General features: G+C 66.3%; 25 protein-coding genes. 20 read left to right on the forward strand and 5 right to left on the reverse strand.

The annotated features are described in order from the left end of the window. The first annotated feature begins 6 nt into the window (after nucleotides 1-6). Both QRM95_RS11130 and QRM95_RS11135 read left to right on the forward strand, forming a co-directional pair. The gene (locus QRM95_RS11130) at nucleotides 7-345 is read left to right on the forward strand and encodes a hypothetical protein (protein WP_056387609.1); all 339 of its coding nucleotides are present in this window, start codon (nucleotides 7-9) and stop codon (nucleotides 343-345) included. A 141-nt stretch (nucleotides 346-486) separates the two neighbouring features. Next, a complete protein-coding gene (locus tag QRM95_RS11135) occupies nucleotides 487-1,080 on the forward strand; it encodes a hypothetical protein (RefSeq protein ID WP_133830778.1) in 594 nt (197 codons plus the stop codon). Nucleotides 1,081-1,141: 61 nt separating this feature from the next. On the opposite strand, the gene QRM95_RS11140 is transcribed toward QRM95_RS11135, so the two are convergent. Continuing rightward, a complete protein-coding gene (locus QRM95_RS11140) occupies nucleotides 1,142-1,363 on the reverse strand; it encodes a hypothetical protein (protein WP_056387604.1) in 222 nt (73 codons plus the stop codon). 251 nt (nucleotides 1,364-1,614) lie between these two features. Between QRM95_RS11140 and QRM95_RS11145 the strand changes: the two genes are divergently transcribed. The 5 genes from QRM95_RS11145 (at nucleotide 1,615) to QRM95_RS11165 (ending at nucleotide 3,815) form a co-directional block, all read left to right on the forward strand. Further along, nucleotides 1,615-1,854: a hypothetical protein gene (locus QRM95_RS11145; protein WP_133830777.1), complete on the forward strand. Its 240-nt coding sequence runs from the start codon at nucleotides 1,615-1,617 to the stop codon at nucleotides 1,852-1,854. Nucleotides 1,855-1,921: 67 nt separating this feature from the next. Next, a complete protein-coding gene (locus QRM95_RS11150; protein ID WP_284975268.1) occupies nucleotides 1,922-2,251 on the forward strand; it encodes a hypothetical protein in 330 nt (109 codons plus the stop codon). Between the two features lie 5 nt (nucleotides 2,252-2,256). Further along, entirely contained in the window at nucleotides 2,257-2,637 is a 381-nt protein-coding gene (locus QRM95_RS11155) for a hypothetical protein (RefSeq protein WP_133830775.1), read from the forward strand. 36 nt (nucleotides 2,638-2,673) lie between these two features. Beyond that, nucleotides 2,674-2,937, forward strand: a complete 264-nt coding sequence (locus tag QRM95_RS11160; protein ID WP_056387596.1) for a hypothetical protein — start codon at nucleotides 2,674-2,676, stop codon at nucleotides 2,935-2,937. Between the two features lie 155 nt (nucleotides 2,938-3,092). After that, complete coding sequence (locus QRM95_RS11165) at nucleotides 3,093-3,815, forward strand: HD domain-containing protein (protein ID WP_133830774.1); 723 nt, start codon at nucleotides 3,093-3,095, stop codon at nucleotides 3,813-3,815. A 104-nt stretch (nucleotides 3,816-3,919) separates the two neighbouring features. Here QRM95_RS11165 and QRM95_RS11170 read toward each other — a convergent pair whose 3' ends face one another. The 3 genes from QRM95_RS11170 to QRM95_RS11180 form a co-directional block, all read right to left on the reverse strand. After that, the gene (locus tag QRM95_RS11170) at nucleotides 3,920-4,150 is read right to left on the reverse strand and encodes a hypothetical protein (protein WP_133830773.1); all 231 of its coding nucleotides are present in this window, start codon (nucleotides 4,148-4,150) and stop codon (nucleotides 3,920-3,922) included. Nucleotides 4,151-4,339: 189 nt separating this feature from the next. Next, complete coding sequence (locus QRM95_RS11175; protein WP_133830772.1) at nucleotides 4,340-5,653, reverse strand: acetate and sugar kinases/Hsc70/actin family protein; 1,314 nt, start codon at nucleotides 5,651-5,653, stop codon at nucleotides 4,340-4,342. A 52-nt stretch (nucleotides 5,654-5,705) separates the two neighbouring features. Then, nucleotides 5,706-6,173 (reverse strand): hypothetical protein, encoded by a 468-nt coding sequence (locus tag QRM95_RS11180; protein ID WP_133830771.1) that lies wholly within the window; start codon nucleotides 6,171-6,173, stop codon nucleotides 5,706-5,708. Nucleotides 6,174-8,307: 2,134 nt separating this feature from the next. Between QRM95_RS11180 and QRM95_RS11185 the strand changes: the two genes are divergently transcribed. Then, nucleotides 8,308-8,640 (forward strand): hypothetical protein, encoded by a 333-nt coding sequence (locus QRM95_RS11185; protein WP_133830770.1) that lies wholly within the window; start codon nucleotides 8,308-8,310, stop codon nucleotides 8,638-8,640. A 168-nt stretch (nucleotides 8,641-8,808) separates the two neighbouring features. Next, nucleotides 8,809-9,297: an SLOG family protein gene (locus QRM95_RS11190; RefSeq protein WP_133830769.1), complete on the forward strand. Its 489-nt coding sequence runs from the start codon at nucleotides 8,809-8,811 to the stop codon at nucleotides 9,295-9,297. Nucleotides 9,298-9,420: 123 nt separating this feature from the next. Here the strand turns inward: QRM95_RS11190 and QRM95_RS11195 are convergent, their stop codons facing one another. Then, the gene (locus QRM95_RS11195; RefSeq protein ID WP_056387574.1) at nucleotides 9,421-9,756 is read right to left on the reverse strand and encodes a histone-like nucleoid-structuring protein Lsr2; all 336 of its coding nucleotides are present in this window, start codon (nucleotides 9,754-9,756) and stop codon (nucleotides 9,421-9,423) included. Nucleotides 9,757-9,963: 207 nt separating this feature from the next. Here QRM95_RS11195 and QRM95_RS11200 point away from each other — a divergent pair, with 207 nt between their 5' ends. The 11 genes from QRM95_RS11200 (at nucleotide 9,964) to QRM95_RS11250 (ending at nucleotide 24,163) form a co-directional block, all read left to right on the forward strand. Then, complete coding sequence (locus QRM95_RS11200; protein ID WP_284975269.1) at nucleotides 9,964-11,889, forward strand: DHH family phosphoesterase; 1,926 nt, start codon at nucleotides 9,964-9,966, stop codon at nucleotides 11,887-11,889. A 19-nt stretch (nucleotides 11,890-11,908) separates the two neighbouring features. Then, nucleotides 11,909-12,733, forward strand: a complete 825-nt coding sequence (locus tag QRM95_RS11205; protein ID WP_284975270.1) for a CPBP family intramembrane glutamic endopeptidase — start codon at nucleotides 11,909-11,911, stop codon at nucleotides 12,731-12,733. Between the two features lie 170 nt (nucleotides 12,734-12,903). Further along, complete coding sequence (locus QRM95_RS11210; RefSeq protein WP_133830766.1) at nucleotides 12,904-13,314, forward strand: hypothetical protein; 411 nt, start codon at nucleotides 12,904-12,906, stop codon at nucleotides 13,312-13,314. A gap of 1,109 nt (nucleotides 13,315-14,423) precedes the next feature. Next, nucleotides 14,424-16,352 (forward strand): DNA primase family protein, encoded by a 1,929-nt coding sequence (locus QRM95_RS11215; RefSeq protein ID WP_208294363.1) that lies wholly within the window; start codon nucleotides 14,424-14,426, stop codon nucleotides 16,350-16,352. A 7-nt stretch (nucleotides 16,353-16,359) separates the two neighbouring features. Next, entirely contained in the window at nucleotides 16,360-16,596 is a 237-nt protein-coding gene (locus tag QRM95_RS11220; protein ID WP_133830765.1) for a hypothetical protein, read from the forward strand. A gap of 242 nt (nucleotides 16,597-16,838) precedes the next feature. Beyond that, nucleotides 16,839-20,063, forward strand: a complete 3,225-nt coding sequence (locus QRM95_RS11225) for a hypothetical protein (protein WP_285247729.1) — start codon at nucleotides 16,839-16,841, stop codon at nucleotides 20,061-20,063. A 163-nt stretch (nucleotides 20,064-20,226) separates the two neighbouring features. Beyond that, nucleotides 20,227-20,676: a hypothetical protein gene (locus QRM95_RS11230; protein WP_133830763.1), complete on the forward strand. Its 450-nt coding sequence runs from the start codon at nucleotides 20,227-20,229 to the stop codon at nucleotides 20,674-20,676. A gap of 6 nt (nucleotides 20,677-20,682) precedes the next feature. Next, a complete protein-coding gene (locus QRM95_RS11235) occupies nucleotides 20,683-21,012 on the forward strand; it encodes a VRR-NUC domain-containing protein (RefSeq protein ID WP_133830762.1) in 330 nt (109 codons plus the stop codon). Next, nucleotides 21,009-21,428, forward strand: coding sequence for a dATP/dGTP diphosphohydrolase domain-containing protein (locus tag QRM95_RS11240; RefSeq protein WP_133830761.1), 420 nt, complete (start codon nucleotides 21,009-21,011; stop codon nucleotides 21,426-21,428). Before QRM95_RS11235 ends, QRM95_RS11240 begins: the two co-directional genes overlap by 4 nt. Next, nucleotides 21,425-22,255, forward strand: coding sequence for a hypothetical protein (locus QRM95_RS11245; protein ID WP_284975272.1), 831 nt, complete (start codon nucleotides 21,425-21,427; stop codon nucleotides 22,253-22,255). Before QRM95_RS11240 ends, QRM95_RS11245 begins: the two co-directional genes overlap by 4 nt. Nucleotides 22,256-22,294: 39 nt before the next feature. Further along, nucleotides 22,295-24,163 carry an SNF2-related protein gene (locus tag QRM95_RS11250; RefSeq protein ID WP_133830759.1) on the forward strand — a complete coding sequence of 623 codons (1,869 nt, stop codon included), beginning with the start codon at nucleotides 22,295-22,297 and terminating at the stop codon, nucleotides 24,161-24,163. The last annotated feature ends 29 nt before the right edge of the window (nucleotides 24,164-24,192 follow it).

Consider the following 24,192-nt stretch of genomic DNA (forward strand, 5'->3'; position numbering starts at 1 on the left):
AACCACATGCCCATCCCTACAGCACCCTCTGAGCTGGACGAACTCCAGGTCGGCGACAAGGTCCTCGTCAAGAGGGTCCTCGACCACCCCGCCTGGATGAAGCAGGTCCCGTGCGATCCCCGCAATGGCTCCACCGCGAAGTACGTCCGCGACCCGCAGGTCGTGGAGGAGCTGGGGGTGAGCTGCGTGATGGACCGCCGGGCGGTACCCGCGATCGCAGCTGCCGGCAACTGGCCAGGACGTGAGGCGCACACGCTGGTCCGCCTGCCCAACGGCTTCTGGTACGACTGCGCCACCGGCCTGCAGGACGGGTCCGGATCCACGCGCATCGAACGCATGCACTGAGCCTGAACAGAGCCCGGCACGGGGGAGAGCCCCTGGTGCCGGGCTCGTCTCTTTCCTGGCGGCTCGTCAGATCGGCACAGCCGATCCGGATCTGGACTCGAAGGAGACACCCGCTCTTTCCTGACCAGAAGGAGCAGCACGATGAGCCACGACGACCAGAAGTGCAGCCTGGCCCAGCTGGAGCGGGCGCTCGAGGTGCTCGACGGAAAGCTGAAGCGCCTGGGGCTGAACGCCCCGGTGCAGATCCGTGCGATCGGCGGCTTCGCGCTCATGAAGTACGGCATCCGTGCTGCGGACCGGGCATTCACCGTCGACATCGACAGCGTCACCGGCGATTTCGCGCCAGAGGTCATGGCGGCAATCCATGAGGTGGCCGACGAAATGAACCTGGAGCGCGACTGGATCAACAACGACAACGTGATGGACGGTGACGACGCTGAGCTCGTGGCCTCGATATACCAGGCGCGCTGGATCGACGACGACACAGCGTACGAGTGCATCAGGCTTCAGCTGGCCAGTGTCCCCACGCTGACCCGCGCCAAGATCATCGCCGCGGACACCGCGGAGTTCTCCGGCCGTGCACAGGACCTGCCGGATCTCCTGGAATTGCTCCGATTCCAGGGCATCACCACCGCTGCCCGGTTCGATGCTGCTTACCCGGATCCCTACGACGAATACCCCGCCGCCCGCGAGGCCGTGCACGAGCACTTCGCTGCGGACAGGACGTTCGCCTGAAGAAGACCCCACCGTCAGAGCGCGTGCTCCGGCGGTGGGGTCTCTTTTTTGTGTCCGTGGTTTACTGCTGGCCGGAATCTTCGGAGTTACCTCCGTCGTCGATGTCCTTCAGCCGCTGTTCCAGCCGGGTTGCGTGGGCCTCTTTGACTTTCCGGTAAACCTTGACGCCACCTGCAATGACCAGACCTGCAGCCGCCAAGACCCCCGCGGCGATCAGGTCCTCTGTACGCGCATCCTGCTTGCCTGCGTGGTAGCCCTTGCCATAGACCGCGCTTCCCGCCACGAATCTCTCCCTTTGTTGAATTTTGAACTCCGCCGAAAGCCTATCCCAGGGTGCGTGGAGGGGTTGTGACGATGCTGCGGATCATCCGCGTTTTGCCGGCGCGGGGTTGGAACCTTGTTGTTGTTCTTCTTCATCTTCGATTCTCAGGTGCAGCCAGCGGTGGTGACAGCGGAGCTGTCACGGAGGAGTCATCGACGAAGGACGGCCTGCAGTGCAGCGCCGTGCCCCACAGGATTCCGAGGAGAACCGCCATGAGCACCATCGCCGCACCCATGCAGGACGCGCTGCCATTCGACTTCGGCTCTGATGTGCTGGTCGTCAGCGCGCCCGTCTACGGCGAGCAGGCCCGCCAGGCCGACCGCGAGCTGTGCCAGCGCTACGTCACCGGATGGTGCGGCACGGCATTCACGGCGGACGGCACACGGGCAGAACGCGCCGAGACTACCTTCACGGATTTCCAGGCGGCCGCCCGCCGTCTGGCAGAGGGCTGAGGAACCAGCGCAGCTGATCCAGGTCCGGCATCGAACAAACGACTTCATCAAACAGGAGGGGATCACCGTGTCCACTGCCACCACTTCCGAGCCCGACCTCGACGCTGAAGCTCAACGCGTTGCCGCCGTCCACCGGCTCGCCACGAGCAAGGCCTTCTACCCGGAGCTGCGGCGTGCCGAGGCTCAGGCCCGGGTCCCGCTCGCCGCCGCCGTCATAGCAATGGACGAGGTCGAGGACCGCATCGCCGCCGGCGAGAAGATCCACTCACTCTACGAGCAGGCTGCAATCGAACGGGCCAAAGACGCCTACGCCCAGGCGCTGGCTGATCTCGTCCGCGGCGAGTCCAGCGTTGAGGCTGACCCGTTGACTTCCCAACCCATGAACCAGGAGCACTGATCACCATGTCCTTCCTCGAGAAGATCGGATTCGTCGAGACCGCCGAGCAGGAGGCCCAGCGCCTCGCGCAGTCGCCCGAGGGCTCGGCCAACCACGAACTGTCCAAGCTGCCGGTCACCATCGAGCAGTGGCCCCAGGACCTGCTCATCGAGCTGCCCTGGCACGCCACCGAGCGGGGCTCAGGCCACCGCGTCGTCGTGGTGCCCATCGAAAACCGCGGCGAGGCCCGCACCGAGGGCGAGGAAGAACCCCGTCCTCGCAAGCGCCACGCTGGTTGGTGGAACTGCGCGGTCGTCGCCAGCGACCACCCCAGCTACCCGGTCGGCGGTTACCGGCTGAGCATCCCCGCTGCCGAGCTCGCCCGCGGCAAGCGGATCGAGCTCTGAGAGAACACATCCCACGACGAAGGAGCGTGAACCACCATGCCTGACACGATGCAGACCACCGGCCGCCGCGAGCGGATCCTCCGGAGTGTCGGCAGGGCGCTCCTCGTCACGGGGATCGTGCTGAACGTCCTCGCCCTGCTGCCCGCGATCGCAGCCAGCGCCTGGACCGGCCACTGGACGGCGAGCGTGGTGCTCGTGGTCCTGTCCGGTGCTGTCTGGGCTGCTGGACTTCCGGGCCTGAAGACCTGGGCTGCCCGGCTACGCCGTCACAACGACACCCAGCCCAGCCAGCACCAATGACCAGTCGCCCTGCCTGATCCCACCAGAGCCCCGGCTCCTGCGCTCCGGCGCGGGGCCGGGGCTCTCACTCTGTCTCTGAGGCGGGTCCACGCGCTGCGGGGCAGCGCCTGGTGTTTTGCAACAGCAAGAGAACCATCCCGAACAAAGGAAGAGCCATGACCACCCTGACCACGACGCGTATCCCGCTCAAGCAAATGGACCCTGCGATGCTCGTGTTCGAACTCGAGCGGGAGATCCAACACCTCATGCCCGGCACCACGAACACGGAGCTCGTGACCCGCGCAGCTGCGACGGCCTCGTTCCTGCACCGGAAGCAGACCCGCTTCATCAGGGGAGACATGCCTCGCGTGCCGTACATCGAGCATCCGCTGCGCGTGGCGTTGCGCCTCCTGCGCTGGGGCGTCACCGACGCTGAACTGATTGCCGCAGCACTGCTGCATGATGTCGTCGAGGACTGCAGCAAAGAGCTGCTTGCTGCTTTCGGCCAGCCGGGTGAGGATCCCCTGGGCTGCCTGGCACGGCTGTACGGCCGGCGCGCCTCGGTGCTCGTTGGTGCGGTGACCACCCCTAACGGCAGCACCTCCTATGAGGAGCACCTCACGCGGCTTGCCAACTCCGGTTCCCGGGCGCTGCTCATCAAGGCCAGCGACCTGAAGGACAACGCCGGTTCGATCCGGCACCAGCTCGGCCACGGCCAGGATTCGCGCATGTACCGCATGCTCTTCAAGTACATGCCGGCCGTCGAGATCGTCGGAGCAGGTCTGCGCCGTTCGCTCTGCTGCCCTGCGACCCAGCAGTGCACCATGGCCGCCATCGCCGCGATGGAAGATCTCAGCCACGATCTCGCAGCCCTGTCGGCCGAGCATGGCATCGATTGACCATCCTGTTGACCTGGATCACCAGCACCGCAAAGACCTCCCTGGCGCAGCATCAGCTGCCGCCGGGGAGGTCTCTTTTTCGCCCGCGCTGTGCCTGCCGGGCGCTACGGCATGTTGTCCACCGGCAGCAAAGAGATGCCGATGAGGTCCACAGCTCCGGTGAGGACTCCGCCGAGCAGGAACACCAGCCCGGAGACCACCATCACGAGCACGGCGAAGACTACAGGTCGGTCCTCGTGCAGCTGCTGGAGCCGTGCGACGATGCCCGAGGGCTTCTCATAGGTCTGACGCTGGTCCTTCTTGGGTCCGTCGTGGGTCTCGTCGTGGTCGGTCATGGTATTGATCCCTCCTGGGGTGGGCTGTGGTCTGTTGTTGGTCGATCAGTGGTCTCTTTCGGGGCTTCCTGTGGTACCGCTCAGCACTGTGAGCGGTACCACAGGAAGCAGTACGCGATCGGCAGCCTGCACGCATCATCTCGATGCCGACCGCAAGCCTCTCGGGACCGGGCCACGAATGCATGATCGTCACGCCGCGGCCTTGCTGCGCTTGCCCTCGGGCTTCTGGACCTCGACGGCCTTCGCCGCCAGGTACAGGCCCTCGCGGTTCAGGTGGCGCGAGTACGCGGCGTCGAGGTAGAGCACCGGGATGCCGCCGGCGGCCTTCTGCAGGACAGTGCGCAGGATCTCCTTGATCGGGCCCGAACCGCCGCCGTAGACGTACACCACCTCGGTGGTGCCGCCGACCTCGGCGAGGACGTCCTCGAAGCGTGCGCCGATCTCCTCGGCCAGGTACTCGGCCTCCTCGTCGACGTAGCCCTTGGCGCGGTCAAACCTGCCCTGGAGGAATACGCTGGGCTCCTGCTGCAGGAAGTCGGCCAGCGCCTTGCGGTTCTTGAACCTCAGGTCCTTGTCTCCGCTGGTGCTCATGCGGTCCAGCGCGTTCGTCAGCGCGGTGCCGTAGCCCTGGTCCAGCGTGCTGGCCGCTTCGGAGTTGAACGCGCCGTCGGTGAAGACGGGGAAGTTCACGGTGCCCTCGCCGACGTCGACGCCGACGGTGTTGCGCACACCGACCAGCAGCTCGGCGGTGACACCCTGCAGGCGCGCGGCCTCCTCGGGGTCCGAGGCCCGAAGATCGTCCAGCAGAGCCTGCGCCAGCGGCGCGCCCTTGTCGGTGATCGCGAACTGCGCGGACGCGCCCTCGGGCAGGACCTGCACATCCTCGAACTGCAGGCGCACGGTGACCGGCGTGGAGAAGTTCTTCACGGTCACCAGGTGCACCGTGGGGTCGGCCGCGCCCAGGAGTCCCGCGAACTGGGCAGCATAGGCGCTGCGGCGCTGCACGTACTCGGCAATCGGCAGAGCCAGGCCTGCGCGCACCGTGGCGCGCAGCTCGCGGTCCGGCAGCGCGCCGTGCTCGCGGACATAGTCGCGCAGGGCCTTGGCGGCGAAGACGCCCAGGACGAGCACCGAGCTCAGTTCCTGGTCGGCCTTCGAGCGGGATCCGACGACCTCGAACTGCGTGAACTTCGACCCAGGGGTGCTCAGTGCCGCGCGGCCGAAGGTGCGCAGGTCCGAGTGCCCGATCAGGGGAGTGGTGAACGAGGCGGCGACGCGGTTGTAGAAGTCGTCCTCCACCACGATCTTGAAGGCATCCGAGTCAGCCTCGGGCACCTTGGGCGTGGAGCGCGAGGTGCTCACCACGGCAGAAGGAAGGTCGATCGTGTCAAAGACCTCCTTGCCGTGGACCTCGCCGCGGATGACGCCCTTGACGTATCCGTTGCCGACGTCGATGCCGCCGGTGAGCTGGATGGTCTTCTCGGCGGTGCGGGTGTTGCTCATGGTTGTGTCCCTCTCGGTCAGGAAGTCGGTGTCTCAGGAAGTGCGGTGCGGATCAGCGGGTGAGGAAGGCGTCCAGCCCCGAAGGGACAGAAGGCTCCTCGGCGGGAACAGGGTGGGGCTCGCGGACAGGAGGCGTGGGCGGCGGCTGAACAGCCTGGGCTGCCTCGACGCGCTGCACGGGCTCTGAAGAAACAGCAACAGGCACGGCAGCCTCGTCACGGCCTTCGCGACTCTCGTGCTGGCTTTCACTCCCGTCACGGCCGTCATCGCCGCGTTCCTCTCCTTCATGGGCCTCGCTGCGCCCAGGGTCCTGCTCGCCCTGCGGCGGGCGGCCGCGCCGGGGAAGATGCTCAACGGGACGGTTGACCACGTCGATGTAGCCGTCGCGCTGGATGGACTCGCGGATCAGCAGCTGGAGCGAGCGCGAGATGTCGTACTGCTCGTCCAGCCACCGGTTCGTCGACTCGTCGGCCCGCGGGACGCTCCAGCGCAGACGGCGTGGCTCGGCCTTATCGGTCATTGCGAGCACCCCCTTGCGCCCTCGTGCTGATGGACACTGTCCTCGGTCATCGCGGCCCCCTCTCATGCGCGGTCCCCGAGGCGCTACTGCCAGTCGGGGACCTTTCGACTCATTTATCAGTCATCATTCTACTGGTCTTTCAATGGTCTCTGCAAGGACCACGCCAAGACCAGCAAAAGGCCGCCAGCAGATCAGGCCTGCATCACCGTGAGCGACCCCTGGCCGCGGCGGGACCCGTGGGAGCCGCCGGCAGGACCCGCAGAAGGCCACGGGTCTGCCGGGGAACCAGAAGACACAGGACTCATCAAGGGCTCACCCGGGACCGGCACGCGGTCCGCTGCGGACCAGCAGAAGACCTCGATCAGGCCACGGCACATTGGAGGGCGCTCGGTGGTTCCACACAAAGCACAGAAGCGCCCTCGAAGAGACCAGCAACAGTCCACCGTCGCGAGCCGGACCAGAGCAGACCTGTAAGAGACCATCATGGGACCAGCAGTACGCCCGAAGCGGCCCCAAGGAGTGCCATCCGGAACTCAATGGGGCCTGAATGGCCTTTCTGGACTCTCTCGGGTCTTTTATGGGTCTGGTCTGTGTCCCTGTCTGGCCATGCCGGTGCAATGATCTGTCCACTCCGGGACCAGAAGGGGTCCAGCGATGCGGGCCCGGACCGGTACCTGGAACACCCGCCTGCGACACCTCTAGGCAGTCCTGGAGCAAGCGGAGGAGCTATCGGAGCAGGGTGGAGCAGCTGTGGTTGCGCCTGTGGCGTCACCGACCCGCCCGGGGGCCGCAAGGAGAGCGGAGGGAAAAGGCGAACCGGGTAGTAGGGCCCCGCATGGAGCGAAAGGGCAAAAACTCCGCTTCCTTCCGTGCCTCACGGGCGGTGGGGTCCAGAAGGTGAGAACCCGCGAGGCTCTCCAGGAAGCTGCACCTGGTGGGAGACCCGGGCGGCTCCGTGACGCTGGGAAGCGGGGGCTCCCGTTGGATCTGGGAGGCTTCATGCTTCCCGGGAAAGCTCCTCTTCTGATGCGTCCACGAGGGGCAGGCCGGGCGGTGGCCGTCGAGGACTCGCTGTCGCTCATCCGGGGGTGCAGCTGCCACCAGGAGGGGCAGCCGGCCGGCCCGGAACGGACCCCGGCAAGGAAGCGGTGTGGGCCCGCCTCGGACGCGGTGCGACAGATGCTGGCGCGACCGCGAAACAGAGCCGGAGTGAGCACCCGCACACGGGTGCGACGAGCGCACCGACAGATCAGTGCAGTGCTGTGACAGCAGAGTTTTCCACAGCCTGACGCGACAGGTCGCGGGGAGTGGTGGACCGCTGCGCTCCGGGTCTGATGCGCCTGCGGCAGCAGGATGCACCAGGGGGTGCGGACCGGGCTGCGCCCGACGTCGCTGACGCTACGTGTGAGGACCCGTACGGGTACCCGCTCGTGCCTCGCGGTGGTGCGGAAGATGCATCCGTACGGCGTTGCAGCGGACGGCAAAAGGGCTGTACACCCAAAAGCCCGTAAATCCAGCGGAAACGACATGACCCGTACACCCGCTGCGCGGATGGAGAGGGGGTGTACGGGTCAAGGGTGTACGGGGCGTTTCCCCTGATATTCCAGGCTTCCGCTAACGCTCCAGCCGTGGAATGGCGAAATGGCGGCAAGAGAGGAAAAGGGCATAAGGGAACCTGGCAACAGCGGTCCTGCGGACCCTCCGCTTCGCTTCGGTCTCTCGCTGCGCTTCGAGACGCTGTTGGTCGGCATAGCCGACAGGTTCCACCGCTCGCTTCGCTCGCCGGTCCGTCAGTCGCTGCGCTCCCTCCGGCTATGCCCAGCGCTGCGCTTGAGTGGAGGACGCCCCCGCCTGCCCCGCCGCATTTATCCACAGGTGGACGACGCAGCAAAGGGTGCAGCCAGGCGGTGGATCACCTGGCGCTGCGCACCAGGTTTGTCCGAGGAGGACGGCCCGTCGGCCGGCCCGCTGCGCGGCCCAGTCGGAGCAGTTCCCGACACGGTTCACCAGAAGGCCGTCAGGCCAGCGGAGCTGGCACGGGAGCTGGACCGTACATCGAGTCTCCGCGGACCCCTGGCGGGACCTGCACTCGATGCCCGACACCTACATCCCGAGAAACAGAAGAGGCATCGTCATGACACACGCCCGGAAGGCATCCAGGTCCGCACGCCGGCCACAGCCGCAGCTCTCGCCCTACGACACCGGAGCCAGGTGCGAGGCCGGGCCGTGGATCCCCCACGGAGAGCGAGTCACTGAGGCGACTCCGGCGGAGAGCTTTGGCAAGGTCGACTTCGACGATGAAGAGAGCGGCACGGTCGGCGTCGCCTACCTCCAGCGCGACAAGGACGGTGGATACACCCTTCACGTCGCACCGCTCAGCGAGGACCGGAAGGTCCGGGTGGCAATCCATTACGAACGCGGCGCTGCCAGGGTCAACAGTGCCCAGGCGTCGGCAGCTGCCGCGTAGTGACCAGCCGACTGAGAAGAAACACCGGGAATCATTCCGGAAAACATTGCGGCGAAAGAGGACGCGAATGATGCAGCGACAGACGAGTATCACAATCCGGACTGCCACCGCGGCGGCCCCGGCGGGATCTATGCCGATGACCAAGATGACCAGCCGGGAGGCATCGCGATGACCAGTGGATTCAGCCATGCGCTGCTCGTGACCGGTTCCCGGACCTGGGACGCCGCGGAGGCCATGAAGGCGGCTTTGAACGAGGCCTGGAGAGCCTGGGGACCGTCTGCGGTCGCCCGACCCGTGCTCCTCTCAGGGCACTGTCCCAAGGGTGCTGACGCCATGGCCGAGCGGCTGTGGCGGGCTGCCGGCTTCGAAGTAATTGAGTTCCCGGGCGACTGGAGCGCTGAGCCCAAGGCGGCGGGCTTCACCCGGAACCAACGGATGGTCGATGCCCTCGTCGCCATGCGCGCCGGGGGAGCGCAGGTCCGTGTCGCCGCCTTCCTGGACCTTTGCAGCCAGTGCGACCAACGCACCGGCCAGCAGCAGCTGATGCCCGGAACGCCAGGGCACTTCTCACATGGCACCGTGCACGCCCGTTCCCGCGCCCTGGCTGCAAGCATCGAGGTCGAAGACATCATCCACCCGCGCCTGCCTCCGTTCTGACAAGTGCACACCCCGGACATGACAACAGCCCTGCAGCTGGTGCTGCAGGGCTGTTGATCCTTGATTCGAATAGGTGGCCGGAAATCTCTCCGGTATGGCCCGAAAGACTGCGGAAAGGGTGGGCTAGAGAGTCCGCTCGATGCCGTGTGCCTCATCGTGGGCCTTCATGACAGCTTTCGGAATGCGACCGAACTCGGGCACTTCATGACCGTTCTCGCGCGCCCACTTACGGATCTCCTCGCGTTCCTCGGGCGTCGTCTCGGGCACGAGTCGCTTCTTCTCGCCCTTCTTAGTGGCCTTTCGACCCTTACTGATGTATTCCTTGAGATTCTTCTCAAGCTCTTTGCGCTCTTCGTCGGTCAGGTCTATCTCGAACCAGGTGTCGCCCAGTCCGAAGGTGACTGTGGCAGCATCCGGCTTGCCACTGATGTCCGACTCCACAATATTTCGAATAGCCATGTCTTGAATGGTAGACGATCCGAACCACCTTAGAGAAGTCTTTGGGCACGCCAGAACGACAGATCTTTCGAATGCCTTCATCATAGGCCGAAAACGCTGCTATTCCAGCATAATCCACCTGACACACTGCTAAAATCACACTGCCAGCGGGTGCCTTTCCCCACCCCTGTAAACCGACCATTCGACACGATCGAGAGGCCCCCCGCCATGACCATTCTCCAGACCGTCGACGACCATCCACTGACGGACGACGGCGTCGACCTGTTCGCCCTGATGTGCCAGCGCCGCGGCTGGACCGACGAGTACCTCCGCGAGATCGAATCAGCTGAACACGACGAGCTCCTGGGCCTGGCCGAGATGGTCGAGGCCCTGGAAGACGCCCGGGCCGCCGGCCACAAGGTCACCATCGCCCCTGACTTCGACATGGACGGGATCTCCTCCGGTGTGCTCGGCTACGCCGGACTGTCAGAGCTCGGCTTCGACGTCGAGCTGCACGTGCCCGACTACCGCCGCGGCCACGACCTCACGCCCGAGGACATCGCAGAGATCGCAGCGACGTGGCCGGACACCAAGGTCCTGCTGACCTGCGACGGGGGAGTGAACTCCCACCGCGGGATCGCCGCCGCCCGGGCTCTGGGATGGAAGACCCTGGTCACCGACCACCACGAGGAGCTCGAACCCGGTTCGAGCGCCGACGTCACCGTCGACCCCTGTCGGATGGACGAGACCTACGCCAACACCGGCATCTGCGGCGCGCACGTGCTCTACCAGGTGTTGGAGGCCTATGCCCGCGTCCACCGGCCGGAGAAGCTCTGGGAGATCCGCCTGCTGCGCCTGTTCGCCGGCCTGGGCACCGTCTCCGACGTCATGCCCGTGCTGTACGAGAACCGGCAGCTGGTGCGCGACTCGCTGTCCATCGCACGGCTGCTGTACGCGCCCGCGCCGCGCACGGTCCCGACCCCCTGGGGCTTCGACCCGGACCCCGAGGCGATCGACGTCGGGCGGTCGACGCTGATGCAGCTGCTGCGCGTCGACCCGCACCACCCGGCCTTCGTCCGGGCCTTCGAGGGCTTCGCGGTCCTGCTGAAGGCCTTCGGCCAGGCAGGCAAGGTCCGCGACATCGACAGCATCGACGAGGGCTTCTACGGGTTCTACCTCGCGCCGGCGATGAACTCCCCGCGCCGCACGGGCGACCCGCTCGCACCGTGCTTCGGCGTGTTCACCGCGCCTGACCAGGACTTGATGCTCGAGGCGGCACACCAGGTCATCGCGACCAACGAGAGCCGCAAGGAGCTTGTCGAGGTCCACACCCAGGAGCTCGAGGAGGGTGATCAGCCGCTGGCCCCTTGGGTCTACTTCTCCGAGGCCTACCCGGGCATGTACGGTCTGCTCGCCAACCGGCTGATGGAGCGCCACGGCCACCCGGTCGTCGTGCTCAACCGTCCCGCCGGGCCGGATGACTACGTCGGGGGCTCCGGCCGGGCACCGTCGTGGTTCGGCATCATCGACACACTCGAGCACCAGGACGGCATGCGCGCCATCGGCCACCAGCAGGCCTGCGGCGTCAAGGTCGACCGGGCGGAACTGCTCGACGGTCTGGTCGAAGCATTGCGGGAGGCCACGCAGGTTGCCCTGCTGGCTGTCGTCCAGGATGAGCGCCGTGCCGACCTGGTCCTGGGCCCGGACCGGGACTGCGATGCTGGCCTGGACGACCTGGAGCCTCTGGTCGGCTTCGTCCGGCGTGTGGAAGCGCTGCGGCCCTTCGGCCACGGCTTCGTCGAGCCGGTGGTCGAAATCGCTGTCGAGCCACTCGGGCTGCGGGTGGACCGGATCGGTTCCGATACTGACTGCGGCCATGAGCGCACCGACGCCAACCTGATGACCAACGCCCGCGGCTACCGCGTGTGCCGCCTGTGCAAGAAGCACCTGCGGCTGGTCACCAGGTCCGGGCTGTCCTGCCTGTGGTGGAACGTCGCCGAGGAGAAGGAGCCGGAGATTTCGGCTCTGACGCGGTCGGCCAGCCGCACCGAGGTCGGAACGCTGCGTTTCATCGCGAAGCTGCAGCTGAACACCTTCCGCGGCGAGACCCGCGTCCAGGCCGTCATCGAAGAGCAGATCCCTGCGTCTGTCTGACCACGGAAAGGAGGCGGGGATGCCCGCTCCACCCATCAAGTCCCGGCTCGTCTCCATCGCGTGGTGTGTCCTCGTGCCCCTCGGCGTGCTCGCCGCCTACCTGGGACTTGGCCTTGCCGTAGTTTCCGAGGTCGGCGAGCCCGTCCTGGGTACGGCGGTGCTCGGAGGCCTGGTGGCGCTGCTCGTCAGCGCTGCCAGGCTCTTCCGGCCCCGGTGGTTCGCCAACGCGCCAACGGTCCGACCGATGTCCGGAACACCGCGCTTTACCCGAACGGTGCTTGGGTGCCTGGCTCTGGCGTTCTTCGCCGGCCAGTCCCTGGCCTTGTGGCTCTATACCCTTAGCGGCTCGGCGGGATTCGATGAATCGACCCGAGCCAAGACAGACGCCGGTCCCGTCGTGGCCCTCCTGCTCGCACTGGTGGCAGCGCCGGTGGCCGAGGAGATGCTTTTCCGCGGCCTGCTCTACCCGCTGCTGCGGCGCAGGGTCGGCATCGTCGCGGCGGTGCTCGTCACCGCCGCGGGCTTCAGCCTGCTGCACGCCAACGTCGTCCAGTTTGCTGCCACGCTGCCCCTGGCGGTGCTGCTGGCGCTGGTCTACGAACGCACCCGCGTCCTGTGGCCGTGCGTGCTGCTCCACCTGGCCTTCAACCTCGCGGCCGTCCTTGTCCCCGCCCAGCTGCTGGGCGCACTGGCGAACCCCGTCTCAGCGCTGCTGATGACCGCGGCGTTCCTCGCGTGCGCCCTGGCGGTGTACCGCATGGCGGCACCCGCGTGCGGGCCTGCACAAGACGACAGGGAGGCCGGCGGGGAAGAATGCAGGGAAAGCGAGCCACAGGCCGCATAGCGGCCGGGCTCAACGTGCAGGACTGACGCTGGTGCCCTCCGGGCGACCTTTCGGCCGTGGGCCGACGGTCGCTCCGGAGGGCCTGCTCTCGGGTGACCGGGGTGATCCGGTCACCGGGGGATTGGCTGAAGGATTTTCGTCAGCCAGACCTGAGAGGAGGTGGATCCACCATGGCCGTCGTCAACAAGTGCGCGTATGACGCGCAAGGCCGGCTCGTGCGCCCCAGCGGCAGCGAAGTGCGCCGCGCGCGGTTCGCCAGCGACTTAGACACCGGTGAGAGGCCGACCTTCGATCGAGGGTCCATGCACTTCTTCACCATGAGCACCAGCGGCGGCACGGCGGAGCAGGCGCGCGAACGCGCCCGCGAGATGCTCGCCCGCTTCTTCGAACGCGCCGAGTCCGTCGCTGGCTTCCGCAAGCTCGAGATGCGCCGGAGGCAGGGTGTGATGCCCTGCAACCGCAACGTCTCCATCACCTACGAGATCCTGTACGCCGTCGAGGACGGCCACCGGGTCCGTGCCCACATACCCGAGTCCCCCAATGCGGGATACCGGCGAGGCCGCAGCGCGGCCGCCTTCTAGGCGGCCGGCGCACCCTGGGCCTCGCACCAGCGTGAGCGCGCAGAAAGGCCGGAGAGCTCCCTTCCCACGGGGATGCTTCTCCGGCCTTTCTGTTTTCACGTTCCTGTGACAACAACGCCTGGTGACGGTTCCTGGCCCTAACACCAATGCCCACTCTATCAGTGTCGATTCATCATGTGCAATGCAGTTGGCATCCCATTCCGGCGGCCATTCGAAGGTCTGTCTCGGAATCACTCGGAATCACTCGGAAGCCCGGTCGACCAGGACGCCGGACCCATCGCGGTCGCTCCCGTCAGGGCCGTCAGGGCCTGATGCTCCGCTGCACGGGAGGACGCAGCGCCGAGGTGTACCACGTGTCGTGGTACACCTCCCGATCCCAGTGCTGGCCTGCTCAAACGGCGGGTCAGGCGACCGCGGCCGAGGGAGTCTGTACCACGTGCCCGAGCGGACGTGGTACGCCGTTTTGCCTTGGTAGATCAGCGTTTTCGGCAGGTGTACCACGAGTACCACCAGATTCCGAGCGTTTACATATGTGCGCGAAGGACGCCTCCGATCGGTCATCCAGCCAGTAAGAGCTCTTATCCCCATGCGCGTATATCTAGTCTTTATTTAGTGGTACAAGTGGTACAGGGGGTATATAAAGCCCGTCTCACCAGGGCAAACGCCTGTACCACGTGCAAATCTCCATGTGGTACACCCCGTTTGGAGAAGTCCTGAAATCCCCGACTGACCAGGGGAAACAGGTGTACCACGTCAAGTGGTACACCTTCCGATACCCATAGGGGGTATACCGGCTCGCTGCTGCAGCCGGATCCCAGCTCTGGAGGTTCCCGGCCGGCCGGTCGGAAGAACTCCCCGAACCCCGACCAGGGGGTCGGGCGGCTCACGCCGCCCGCGGGGGAGTGCTCGAGCACGAGAAGCCAGCGGCTCCGTGGGGCATACGCCCCCGGAGCCGCTGTTTCTCATTCCAGACCGCACGCTCTCGTCGTGTCGTCGTGGCCTCCGGGTCTCGCGCGCGACCCCTCCGAGCCCCACCCGGGACCTCTGCCGGACCATGAGTCGGCTATCAGTCGACTCGTTGCGAAAGACCATTCGGATGGCATAGAGTCGTGAGCACGTTCCTATTCGATTACGAGACCAATCGGCTTCCCACTCACTGCCGGCAGGTACTCGACGCGATCGAGAAAGACAGCAGCATGACGACTCCTGACGACCCAACGCCCGTCTTCGACGAGGACTTCGACACCCCCTCGACCAACCCTGTCGCCGACGCCTTCACCGAGGTCATGACGTACTTCGCCGACGGCGGCGACATCGCCCCGCAAAACGAAATAGTCACGCGCGCGACCGAGGTCTACCTCCAGCTGATCGACCCGTCGGACCCGCCGGCACCGCGCCTGCTCGAGAAGCAGCTGCTCGCGATCGTGAACGGCGTCTCCAAGGCCGAGAACAGCAAGACCAAGGTGGCTGCCGAGAAGCTGCCCCTGGCCCGGCACCTGACCTACTGGCAAGTGGCGCAAATCCTGTTGAGCCTGCACCACGTGATCCGCATCGCCCCCAGCGCCAAGGACACTGACCGCGAGTACGACCTGCTGGCGATGTACCAGGCCACCGGCCCGGGCCGCGGCACGTACACCACCAGCGAGGACGACATCCGCACCACGGCACGCCGTTACAACACGCAGCTGACACTCAAGGAGTTCGCCGAGGTCCTGGCAGTACTCCGCGAGGACAGCCCGCGCCGGCACCAGTGCAGCCACAGAGACCTCATCGCCGTGAACAACGGCGTGTTCCACTACGGCCGCGAGGCCCGGGACATCCATGAGGGCGGCAAGGCCTTCCACTTCGAACCCAAGTCGCTCGTACCCTTCGACCCGGCACTGGTGTTCCTGGCCAAGTGCCACATCGACTACGTCGAAGACCCGGACAACCCGGTGATCGTCCACCCTGTCGACGGCTCGGTCTGGGACATCGAGTCCTGGATCCACGAGCTCTCCGACGAGGAGGGTATCCCCGAGCTGCTCTGGGAGGTCATCGGCGCGATCATCCGGCCGCACGTCAGCTGGGGCAAGACTGCCTGGTTCTATTCAGAACAGGGCAACAACGGCAAGGGCACGCTGTGCTCGCTCATGCGCAACCTGTGCGGGCCACGCTCGCACACCTCGATCCCGCTGAGCGACTTCGGCAAGGACTTCGCGCTCGAGCCGCTCGTGCGCGCCAACGCGATCATCGTCGACGAGAACGACGTGGGCACCTTCATCGACAAAGCGGCCAACCTGAAGGCGATCGTCACCAACGACGTCATCCAGATCAACCGGAAGTACCGGATGCCGATCGCCTACCAGTTCTTCGGCTTCATGGTCCAGTGCCTCAACGAGTTCCCGCGCGTGAAGGACAAGTCCGAAAGCTTCTACCGCCGGCAGCTGTTCGTACCGTTCAACAAGAGCTTCACCGGCATGGAGCGCAAGTACATCAAGGACGATTACCTCCAGCGCCGCGAGGTCCTGGAGTACGCCCTCTGGTACGTGCTCAACCGCGCCGGCGCAGCCGACCCGGGCAACTACTACCAGCTCTCCGAGCCGGTGGCGACCAAGGACGTCCTGGCCGAGTACAAGGAGGCCAACGACCCCGTGCGCGCCTTCTGGGAAGAGTTCCGCGAGCGGCTGGTGTGGGACCTGGTGCCTTTCACCTTCACCTATGACCTCTACAAGGCCTGGTTCGCAGACGTCTCGCCCTCGGGGTCGCCGGTGAGCAACAAGCAGTTCATCACGGACCTGGTTGCGATCGTGCGGCCTGACCCGCTGTGGCACTGCCCGGACAAGAACAAGAAGATCCGCCCCGGCCAGATGATGGCCACCCCCGAGACGACCATCGCCGAGTACGAGCTGAAGAAGTGGATGAACCCGCACTACAGCGGCTCGGACCCGAAAAAGAAGTCGCAGCCGGTCCTTCAGGCCAACTACCGCGGCCTGCTCCGGCACACCGGTCCCGCCGCCCAGGTGGACGCCGACGACGAGGACACCACAGGAGAGGACTGATCCGACCATGCGCACAATCGCCAGGGCCATCACCGAGCTCGCCCGGGCGGTGACCGACCTCGCCAAGCAACAAGGCAGGGCGAGCACCGCGCTGGCCGATGTCGCCCGCGAACAGCGGATCACCAACCTGATCGTCCGCTCGCAGATCAGTGCCGACCCGGAGGAGAAGCGGCGGCTCGTGGCTGAGGCCTCCAGTCGGATGGACGCCCCGCGCCGCCGCTCTCCACACAACCCGATCGACTGAAGGACGGATGTGCAGGAGAGGGAGTCTCACCCGGAAAGGAATGCGCCGACTGCATCGGCCAGCGTGAGCACTTCGGCTACTCCCTGGTGGGAGGTCGATGGGTCCGCGGTGCCCGGCCGGTCCCCGCGCCCGTCACAAGGAAGAAGCGCCGCCTAAGGCCATCCGCGGCAGCAGCCGGCACCCCGACCAGATAACTGCATACCCCGGCCGTGACGGCCGGTGACGACCGAAAGGCCAGACCCATGACCACCCAGCGCACCCCCGTCACAGCTGAGACCGCGCTCTTCACGTTCTACGACATCGAATCGCTGTCGAACGTCTTCACGCTGTGCGCCTACACCCCGCGGCCGGGCCGCGCCGTCCACGACCTGGAGATCTTCTTCCTGGCCGACGACCCGGCGCTGGTCGCCTCCGTCGACCCCCAAGCCCTCTACGACACCGTGATCCGCTCCAACCCGGGGCTGCCCGCGGTCAGCGTCCAGCTTTGGAACCTCGGCGGCGAACGGGGCAGCCTCCGGCTCGCCGAACTGATGGGCCTCTCGAACGCCGACCAGGTGTGCAACCACTCCGACCCAGGCGGGTACCCCGCGGCGCTGCGTCCGGTCTGCGACACAGACCCCGAGTACGACCCGGCAGTGCATCCGTTCCTTGCTGGCTACAACTCAATGAACTATGACACGACTATGGTCGCGCTCTACCTCAACGAGGCGTTTCCGGCCCCGGGCAGCGGTCGGCCGTTTCAGCCGACCACGGCCCGTACTCTGCGCGACCACAACGACCAGCTCTTCTCGTCCCAGCACATCGAGTACATGCCTGGCTACCTCGGCTGGGACGGGGCGGCTGCGAAGATCCGCCGCGCCATGCTTCACTCGGGCCGGCACCTGGACGTGGCCCGGCTGAACGAACTGCAGTCCAAGGTCAGCCTCAAGCGCCTGCTCGGGATGCTCGGCCGCCAGATCAAGGAATCCGAGAAGCTCAGCCATGACACGAGCATCGAGGCGGTAGAGGATCTCTATGAGCTGCTGGCCTACAACGTCTCGGACTGCCTTGGTCTGGCCCAGCTGTTCCGGCACCCGGCGTACGCGAGCAACTTCGATCTCAAGGCCGCTCTGCTCGCCCAGTTCACCGAAACGGTGTTCACCAATAACGGTGCGGTGCGCAAGGACCGGCTGGCAGTCGACTCCTCATCGGCAAAGTTCGTGGGCCGCATCCTCGCACCCTACGCCTCACTGGATGACATCGAGGCGGTGTCCTTCGTATATCCGCACCCCGAGGTCGCTAAAGAACGCGGGATCGAGCCGGTCAACGTGCTCGACGAGTGTGTGCGCTTCTTCGAGGAGAACGTCGCGCCCGACCCGGCCACCCACTCCGAAGTGACTGCAGCCCAGCGCGAGGCCCACCGGCAGTTCCTGCAAGTCGTGGCGTACTACCGCTCGATCGAGGGGCAGAACTTCAACGACTCCGAGGAGTACCGCGACAAGTTCAGCCTTCCGGCCCGGTCTCTGCGCGATGTGCCCAAGACCCCGAACAACGTGCCGTATTTCCGGGCGGACGCCTCGCCGTCGTCCTGCTTCGCCACGTTCTCCACCGGCGGCATCCATGGGGCCGAAGCCGACCTGTCGGTGTTCAACGCCGAGAAGGTCGAGCACAACGATCAGACCATGATGCTCATCCGGGCAGCGCAGGCCTTCCCGGACGCAAAGGACTTCGTGGCCGAGGCCAAGCGTCAGCACGCCATGCTCCGCCTGCCCGACGGCACCTTCGTCGACAAGCGGCTGGTCCTGCTGGGTTCGGACCCGGAGAAGGTCAAGTACCGCAAGCCGAAGAAGGACGACCCTGACCAGGCCGGGCAGCTCGCCCGCGCCCAGGCCCAGGTGCCTGACCCGGCGGACCTGTTGACCACCCAGCGGCCCGAGGCGGAGGCGCTGAACGTCGTCCTGCCCGACGGCGGTGTCCTGGAAGGCAAGGTGGTACTCGCCAACAGCACGGCCACCAATGCCGCCTACCGCGATGAGCCGGCCAAGAAGAAGCCGGAGCTGTTCATCGCCAAGGAAGACGGCTCCGACAAGTTGCACCCGAAGTTCGCACGTACCTCGGCTGGCCTGGTGATCCACGAGGACTTCACCAGCTACTACCCGAACCTGCTGCGCAACATGCGGGCGTTCTGGAACCCCGAGCTGGGTGAGGACCGCTACGCGAAGATCTTCTTCGACAAAGAGCGCTACGGCCAGGAGATCAAGGGGCTGAAGAAGCAGCTGGCGCAGCTTCCGGGCGACAGCCCTGAAGCTGCGCGGCTGAAGGCTCAGATCGCCGGGCTCGGCGTGCTGCGCAACGGCACGAAGCTGATCCTCAACTCGGCCTCGGGCGCAGGCGACGCAAGTCACCGGACGCCGATCCGGATGAACAACCGCATCATCTCGATGCGCATCCTTGGCCAGCTGTTCAGCTGGCGGATCGGACAGGCCCAGACGCTGGCCGGGGCGCGGATCATCTCCACCAACACCGACGGCCTCTACTCGGTCGTCGGCGGCGAGAACGGATTCGACGAAGCGACCAACAACCGGGTGCTCGCCGAGCAGCAGGAGGCCATCGGCGTCGACATCGAACCTGAGCTGATGTTCCTCATCAGCAAGGACTCGAACAACCGCCTGGAGCTGGAGGCCCCGGAACCGGGGCGGTCCGTGGCAGACAGTCCGATCATCGCCGCCGGTGGCGGCACGCTGGCCTGCCACGCGGGCCCGACTCCGACGAAGTCGCTGGCCCACCCGGCCGTGATCGACTTCGCCCTGGCCCGCTACCTGCAGACGGTGGCGAGCAGGGGGGAGTCGGCGATCGCGGAGCCCTTCGACCTGATGCTGGGCCGGAAGGTGATCGAGGAGGCGGTCCTGGAGGACGACCCGATCCGGTCGCTCCTGTTGTTCCAGAACGTCATCGCGGCCTCCCGCGGCTCGATCACCTACCCCTTCTCGGCTGCGCCCATCGACCCCGCCGTGGGTGTGAAGTTCAGCGAGCAGGGTCACGTGACCAACGTCCGCGACCCACAGGTGCTGCAGATGGTCAACCGGGTGTTCATCGTCCGCGAGGGCACCGAGAACGCCCGGAGCCTGCTCAACGCCGGTGCCTGGAAGGTCACCGCGGCCAGCCAGGCCAAGCGCCGCGAGGAGGACATCGGCCGGACCAAGCGCGACCCGGTCGCGCTGGAGGTGCTGCGCCATCACGGCTGGGCCCGCTCCCGCGCCGAGGCCAGCATGTCGGACGGGCTCGCCGTGCTCCCAGACGACCAGGACGTCGTGGTGCGGCGTATTAACGCCATCGACCCAACCTGGTCGATGGTCGTCGTCAACGACGACCTGCACCAGCTGCCGGCCGACCGGATCGAGCGGCTCATCGCCTCGCTGGACCTGGACACCTACGTCCGGATGCTCGAGGAGACGTTCACCAAGAACTGGATGAACGAGGCCGTCTGAGCCGATCCACCACAACCCGCACAAGGGGGCCGCGCACGCCGCGGCCCCCTTGTTCAACTCTGCGCACCATTGCGAATGGTTCCGCACAGATCATTCACTTCGAGTCATAATTGAGTAAGAAAGGCAATTCGGACTCGACGCGACACGACCACGAGAGGCCATCATGTCCCAGTCAACACTCCCTGTCCGCTCCACTGACCCGGAGACCTCCTACGCCGCCGCCGTGAAGGCCGCGCTCGGCGCATCCCGCGTCCGTCCCATCGTGCTCGACATCGTCCGCGAGAAGGGCCCGCTCACCCACGACGAGCTCATCGCCGCTTACCACGACCGCGTCGTCACCAGCCTCGGCGAGGTGCCGCGCTCCTCGGACTCCGGCATCCGCACCCGGCTCAAGGAGCTCGCCCACCAGGGCCTGGTGACCGTCGCCGACATCGACGGCTTCTCCAACTACGGCAATGCGGCCAAGCGCTGGGTCGTGGTCGACCCTGACGACCCGAGCTTCGTCTACGACCCGGACGCCATCGCTGCCTACATCGACGACGAGGACATCGTCGGCTTCGGGCACTTCCTTGACGGCGACGCCTCCGACGCTGCCGGGACCGACGAGGACTGAGCCCCCATGCCGAGGAAGAAGAACCAGCGGGAGAAGGCCGTCGAGCAGTACCTGCTCACGCAGTGCCGCCGGCACGGTCTGTTCTGCCTGAAGTTTGTGTCCCCGGCCCGCGGGGGCGTCCCCGACCGAATCGTCCTCACGCCCACCGGCACGGTCTTCGTCGAGGTCAAGCGACCCGGCGGAGACCTCGAGAAGCGCCAGCACGTCATGCACGCCAAGATGCGCCGTTTCGGTGCCGAGATCCACGTCGTGGATGACGAGCAGGCCGTCGACGCCTTCATCACCCACGTGCTCGGTTACCGCCGGATCGAGAGCCAGCAGAAAGCAGCATCATGACCGCAACAGCCACGGCCGCGGGCCCGGAGACAACCGCCCGCGACTACGAAACGAAAGACTCGGGATCACGCAGGGTCACCGCCTCCGGCATGCAGCGCGAGGTGAAGACAGGCCAGCCCCGCTTCGACCTGCTCGTACCCCTTCAGGTGCCCTACCAGGACCAGCTGCTCACAAGGACGGCCGCGCTCGTGGAGCGTGGAGCGCGCAAGTACGACTCGCGCGACTGGGAGCAGGCCAGCACTGCCGCAGAGATGGAGGAGTTCCGCGCCAGCGCCTTCCGCCACTTCATGCAGTGGATGTGCCGCGAAGACGATGAGGACCACGCGGCTGCCGTGGTGTTCAACCTCCTGGCCGCGGAAAGCACCCGGACGGTGATCGCCCGCGGTGACGCCGGAACCCCGGAGGCCGCCCGATGAGCGGCCGCGTCACCAAGGGCAACGGCCAGGCAACCTCGGCCTTCCGCCAGCTCACCCGGGCCGACCTGGGCACCTTCGATCGCGAGGCCACGGAGCTCGTGCTCGAAGCGATGCGGGCCGGCTGCGTTGGGCGTGTCTCGTCCCGGGGCCACGCCATTCTGCGCAACAACGCCGGCGGATCCGTCTCGGTGCCGCGCAACATGACCTCACCCAACCGCACGGCGCAGAACGCCCGTGCCGACATGAAACGGCTGCTCGGCGGGCACCGGGCCGACCATGCAGTATCCGCCGCAGACCGCAGGCCACGCGGGAAACGGCAGATGACCGTCGCGGTGGCCTTCGTTGAGCACCCAGCCGCCTTCTCCCGCTGGTTCGACGCCCAGCCCGAGGGCCTGCCTGCGGACCAGCTCATCGAGGTCTCGTTCGACGGGGCCGGGGAGCCGGCCTTCCAGGCCGTGCCCGTCGACGCGCCCGCACAGCCCGATGCACCGGAACAAGACCAGCCGGGGCCCGCGACGGCCCGGCCCACCCGCCGCCGGGGACACCTGATGATCGCGCCCGAGCCCGGGCAGGAAGCAGAGGACGACATGACCGCCGAGGCCAAGGAAGATCTGCCGCTTGCGACACGCATACCCGATTCGGCCGTCGGGGATGCCTCTGCCGAAGCGGTGCTTGAGCGCGTACGCACCGCACTGGGTGAAGACCCGCGTGTCACCGCCCTGCAGCGCAGGATCGTCGGGCTGGAGGCAGAGCTCGCCGCCCAGACACGCCGGGCCGATGACGCCGAGGTCCGCATGGGCCTTATCCGCGAGGCATTCCATGCCTGATCCCGACTACCGACAACCCACGAGAGGAGGCCGCACACCATGACCACGACCATCGCACCACCGCAGCCGTCACCCGCGCCCATCGTGCTCAAGCCCTACCAGCAGCAGATCCACGACTTCCTCGTCAGCCGCCCCTTCGCCGGAGCCTGGCTTGGTGTCGGAGCCGGGAAGACGCTTTCGACCCTCAGCGTCCTGCAGACAGTCCGGCCGATGGGCCACATCCTCGTCGTCGCACCGATCGCGATCGCACGCTCGACCTGGCTCGACGAGATCGACAAATGGGGATTCCCGATCCGAACCAAGTCGCTCATCGTCAACGAGAACGACCGGAAGCTGCCCAAGGAGAAGCGCCTGGAACGCTTTCGGGAAGTCTTCTCCGACCCGCCGACGATGTACTTCGTCAACCAGGAGTTGCTGACCCAGCCCTCCCAGGGTGCGCGTCTGCTCCAGCTGACCGGCGAGCCCACCGGCGATGCCATCGCCGCCGGGATCTCACCGGAGGCCGTGCGGCTGCGCGGGCTCATCGAGACGATCGGACCAATGGCCCAGGAGCAGCTGATCGGACACTTCCTGCAGCTGGCTGCCGGGCAGTCCGGAACCAAAGCCCCCACCAAGACCGCTGTCAAGGAGGCGATCAGCGAGCTCGTCACCCGCGGTGCGCTGGAGCGCGAGAGCCACGACTGTCGCAGCTGCGGCGGCGACGGCTGCGCGCAGTGCCGCTACGGCCTGGTCGACCAGATGCCGATCCAGTCCATCAACGGACAGGACACCCTCATCTGGCCGTTTCAGACGGTAATCATCGACGAGTCGCAGGGCTTCAAGTCCCACAGCAGCGCCCGGTTCAAGGCCTTGAAAGCGGTCCGCCCGGCCATCACGCGGCTCATCGAGCTGACCGGCACGCCGAGCCCGAACGGGCTGCACGACCTGTGGAGCCAGATCTACCTGCTCGACCAGGGCGAGGCCCTGGGCCCGACCATCACGGAGTTCCGCAACCGGTGGTTCATCCCGAAGATGGTGCCTGGCACCACCACCCCGGCGAAGTGGATCCCGACCCCGAACGCCGAGGCCGAGATCCATGAGGCCATCAGGCACCTGGTGATGAGCGCGCAGAACACCAACCTCAACCTGTCGGGCCTGACGATCCAGGACGCCAACGTCACCCTCCCGCCGGACCTCATGCAGGCCTACAAGGAGTTCAGGCGCGACCTCGTGCTCGACGTCGTGAAGACCTACCAGGACGAGGACGGCAAGCTCACCCAGAGCGTTGAGTCGATCGTCGCCGAGAACCAGGCGGTCCTCACCAGCAAACTGATGCAGTTCGCCTCGGGGACGCTCTACACGGCCGACCCGGAGGACCCGGCGACCAAGGGCCAGTACGAGGTTATCCACGACAAGAAGCTCGAAATGGCCGAGTACCTGGTGCGCAACAGCGGGGGAGACCCCGTGCTGGTCGCGTACCACTTCCGCTCTGACCTGGAGCAGCTGATGGCGCGCTTCAAGAAGGCGGGCATCGACGCGCAGGTCTTTGACGGCTCGCGGGAGATGGTCCGCCGGTGGAACGCCAAGCAGATCCAGGTGATGCTGCTGCACCCCGCGGCGGCCGGCCACGGCCTGAACCTGCAGGACGGCGGCTCGACGATGATCTGGTACACGCTGCCGTTCTCGCTCGAGCACTACCTGCAGACCAACGGCCGTCTCTACCGCACGGGGCAGACCAAGCCCGTGGTGATCCACCGGATTATCACCAAGGGCACTCAGGACGAGCGGATGCCCGGAGTCCTGGCAGAGAAGCAGCAGGTCCAGGACGACCTCATCTCGGCTGTGTCCGGCGAGGAGGCGATCCTCGTCGCCCTCGAGGAGGAGATCCAGGACGACCTCAACGACCTGTGGGTCTCCGAACGGGTCTGACCAACCCATTCCGACGCCGCGGAGCGCCA

This window comes from Pseudarthrobacter sp. efr-133-R2A-89, assembly GCF_030209315.1.
GTDB lineage: Bacteria > Actinomycetota > Actinomycetes > Actinomycetales > Micrococcaceae > Arthrobacter.

Coding starts and splice junctions, on each gene's coding strand:
- QRM95_RS11230 (WP_133830763.1), top strand. CDS start 20,227: ATGTCCCAGTCAACACTCCCTGTCCGCTCCACTGACCCGGAGACCTCC.
- QRM95_RS11220 (WP_133830765.1), top strand. CDS start 16,360: ATGCGCACAATCGCCAGGGCCATCACCGAGCTCGCCCGGGCGGTGACC.
- QRM95_RS11205 (WP_284975270.1), top strand. CDS start 11,909: ATGCCCGCTCCACCCATCAAGTCCCGGCTCGTCTCCATCGCGTGGTGT.
- QRM95_RS11200 (WP_284975269.1), top strand. CDS start 9,964: ATGACCATTCTCCAGACCGTCGACGACCATCCACTGACGGACGACGGC.
- QRM95_RS11155 (WP_133830775.1), top strand. CDS start 2,257: ATGTCCTTCCTCGAGAAGATCGGATTCGTCGAGACCGCCGAGCAGGAG.
- QRM95_RS11250 (WP_133830759.1), top strand. CDS start 22,295: ATGACCACGACCATCGCACCACCGCAGCCGTCACCCGCGCCCATCGTG.
- QRM95_RS11225 (WP_285247729.1), top strand. CDS start 16,839: ATGACCACCCAGCGCACCCCCGTCACAGCTGAGACCGCGCTCTTCACG.
- QRM95_RS11170 (WP_133830773.1), bottom strand. CDS start 4,150: ATGACCGACCACGACGAGACCCACGACGGACCCAAGAAGGACCAGCGT.
- QRM95_RS11235 (WP_133830762.1), top strand. CDS start 20,683: ATGCCGAGGAAGAAGAACCAGCGGGAGAAGGCCGTCGAGCAGTACCTG.
- QRM95_RS11135 (WP_133830778.1), top strand. CDS start 487: ATGAGCCACGACGACCAGAAGTGCAGCCTGGCCCAGCTGGAGCGGGCG.
- QRM95_RS11185 (WP_133830770.1), top strand. CDS start 8,308: ATGACACACGCCCGGAAGGCATCCAGGTCCGCACGCCGGCCACAGCCG.
- QRM95_RS11130 (WP_056387609.1), top strand. CDS start 7: ATGCCCATCCCTACAGCACCCTCTGAGCTGGACGAACTCCAGGTCGGC.
- QRM95_RS11180 (WP_133830771.1), bottom strand. CDS start 6,173: ATGACCGATAAGGCCGAGCCACGCCGTCTGCGCTGGAGCGTCCCGCGG.
- QRM95_RS11145 (WP_133830777.1), top strand. CDS start 1,615: ATGAGCACCATCGCCGCACCCATGCAGGACGCGCTGCCATTCGACTTC.
- QRM95_RS11190 (WP_133830769.1), top strand. CDS start 8,809: ATGACCAGTGGATTCAGCCATGCGCTGCTCGTGACCGGTTCCCGGACC.
- QRM95_RS11195 (WP_056387574.1), bottom strand. CDS start 9,756: ATGGCTATTCGAAATATTGTGGAGTCGGACATCAGTGGCAAGCCGGAT.
- QRM95_RS11245 (WP_284975272.1), top strand. CDS start 21,425: ATGAGCGGCCGCGTCACCAAGGGCAACGGCCAGGCAACCTCGGCCTTC.
- QRM95_RS11175 (WP_133830772.1), bottom strand. CDS start 5,653: ATGAGCAACACCCGCACCGCCGAGAAGACCATCCAGCTCACCGGCGGC.
- QRM95_RS11240 (WP_133830761.1), top strand. CDS start 21,009: ATGACCGCAACAGCCACGGCCGCGGGCCCGGAGACAACCGCCCGCGAC.
- QRM95_RS11165 (WP_133830774.1), top strand. CDS start 3,093: ATGACCACCCTGACCACGACGCGTATCCCGCTCAAGCAAATGGACCCT.
- QRM95_RS11210 (WP_133830766.1), top strand. CDS start 12,904: ATGGCCGTCGTCAACAAGTGCGCGTATGACGCGCAAGGCCGGCTCGTG.
- QRM95_RS11160 (WP_056387596.1), top strand. CDS start 2,674: ATGCCTGACACGATGCAGACCACCGGCCGCCGCGAGCGGATCCTCCGG.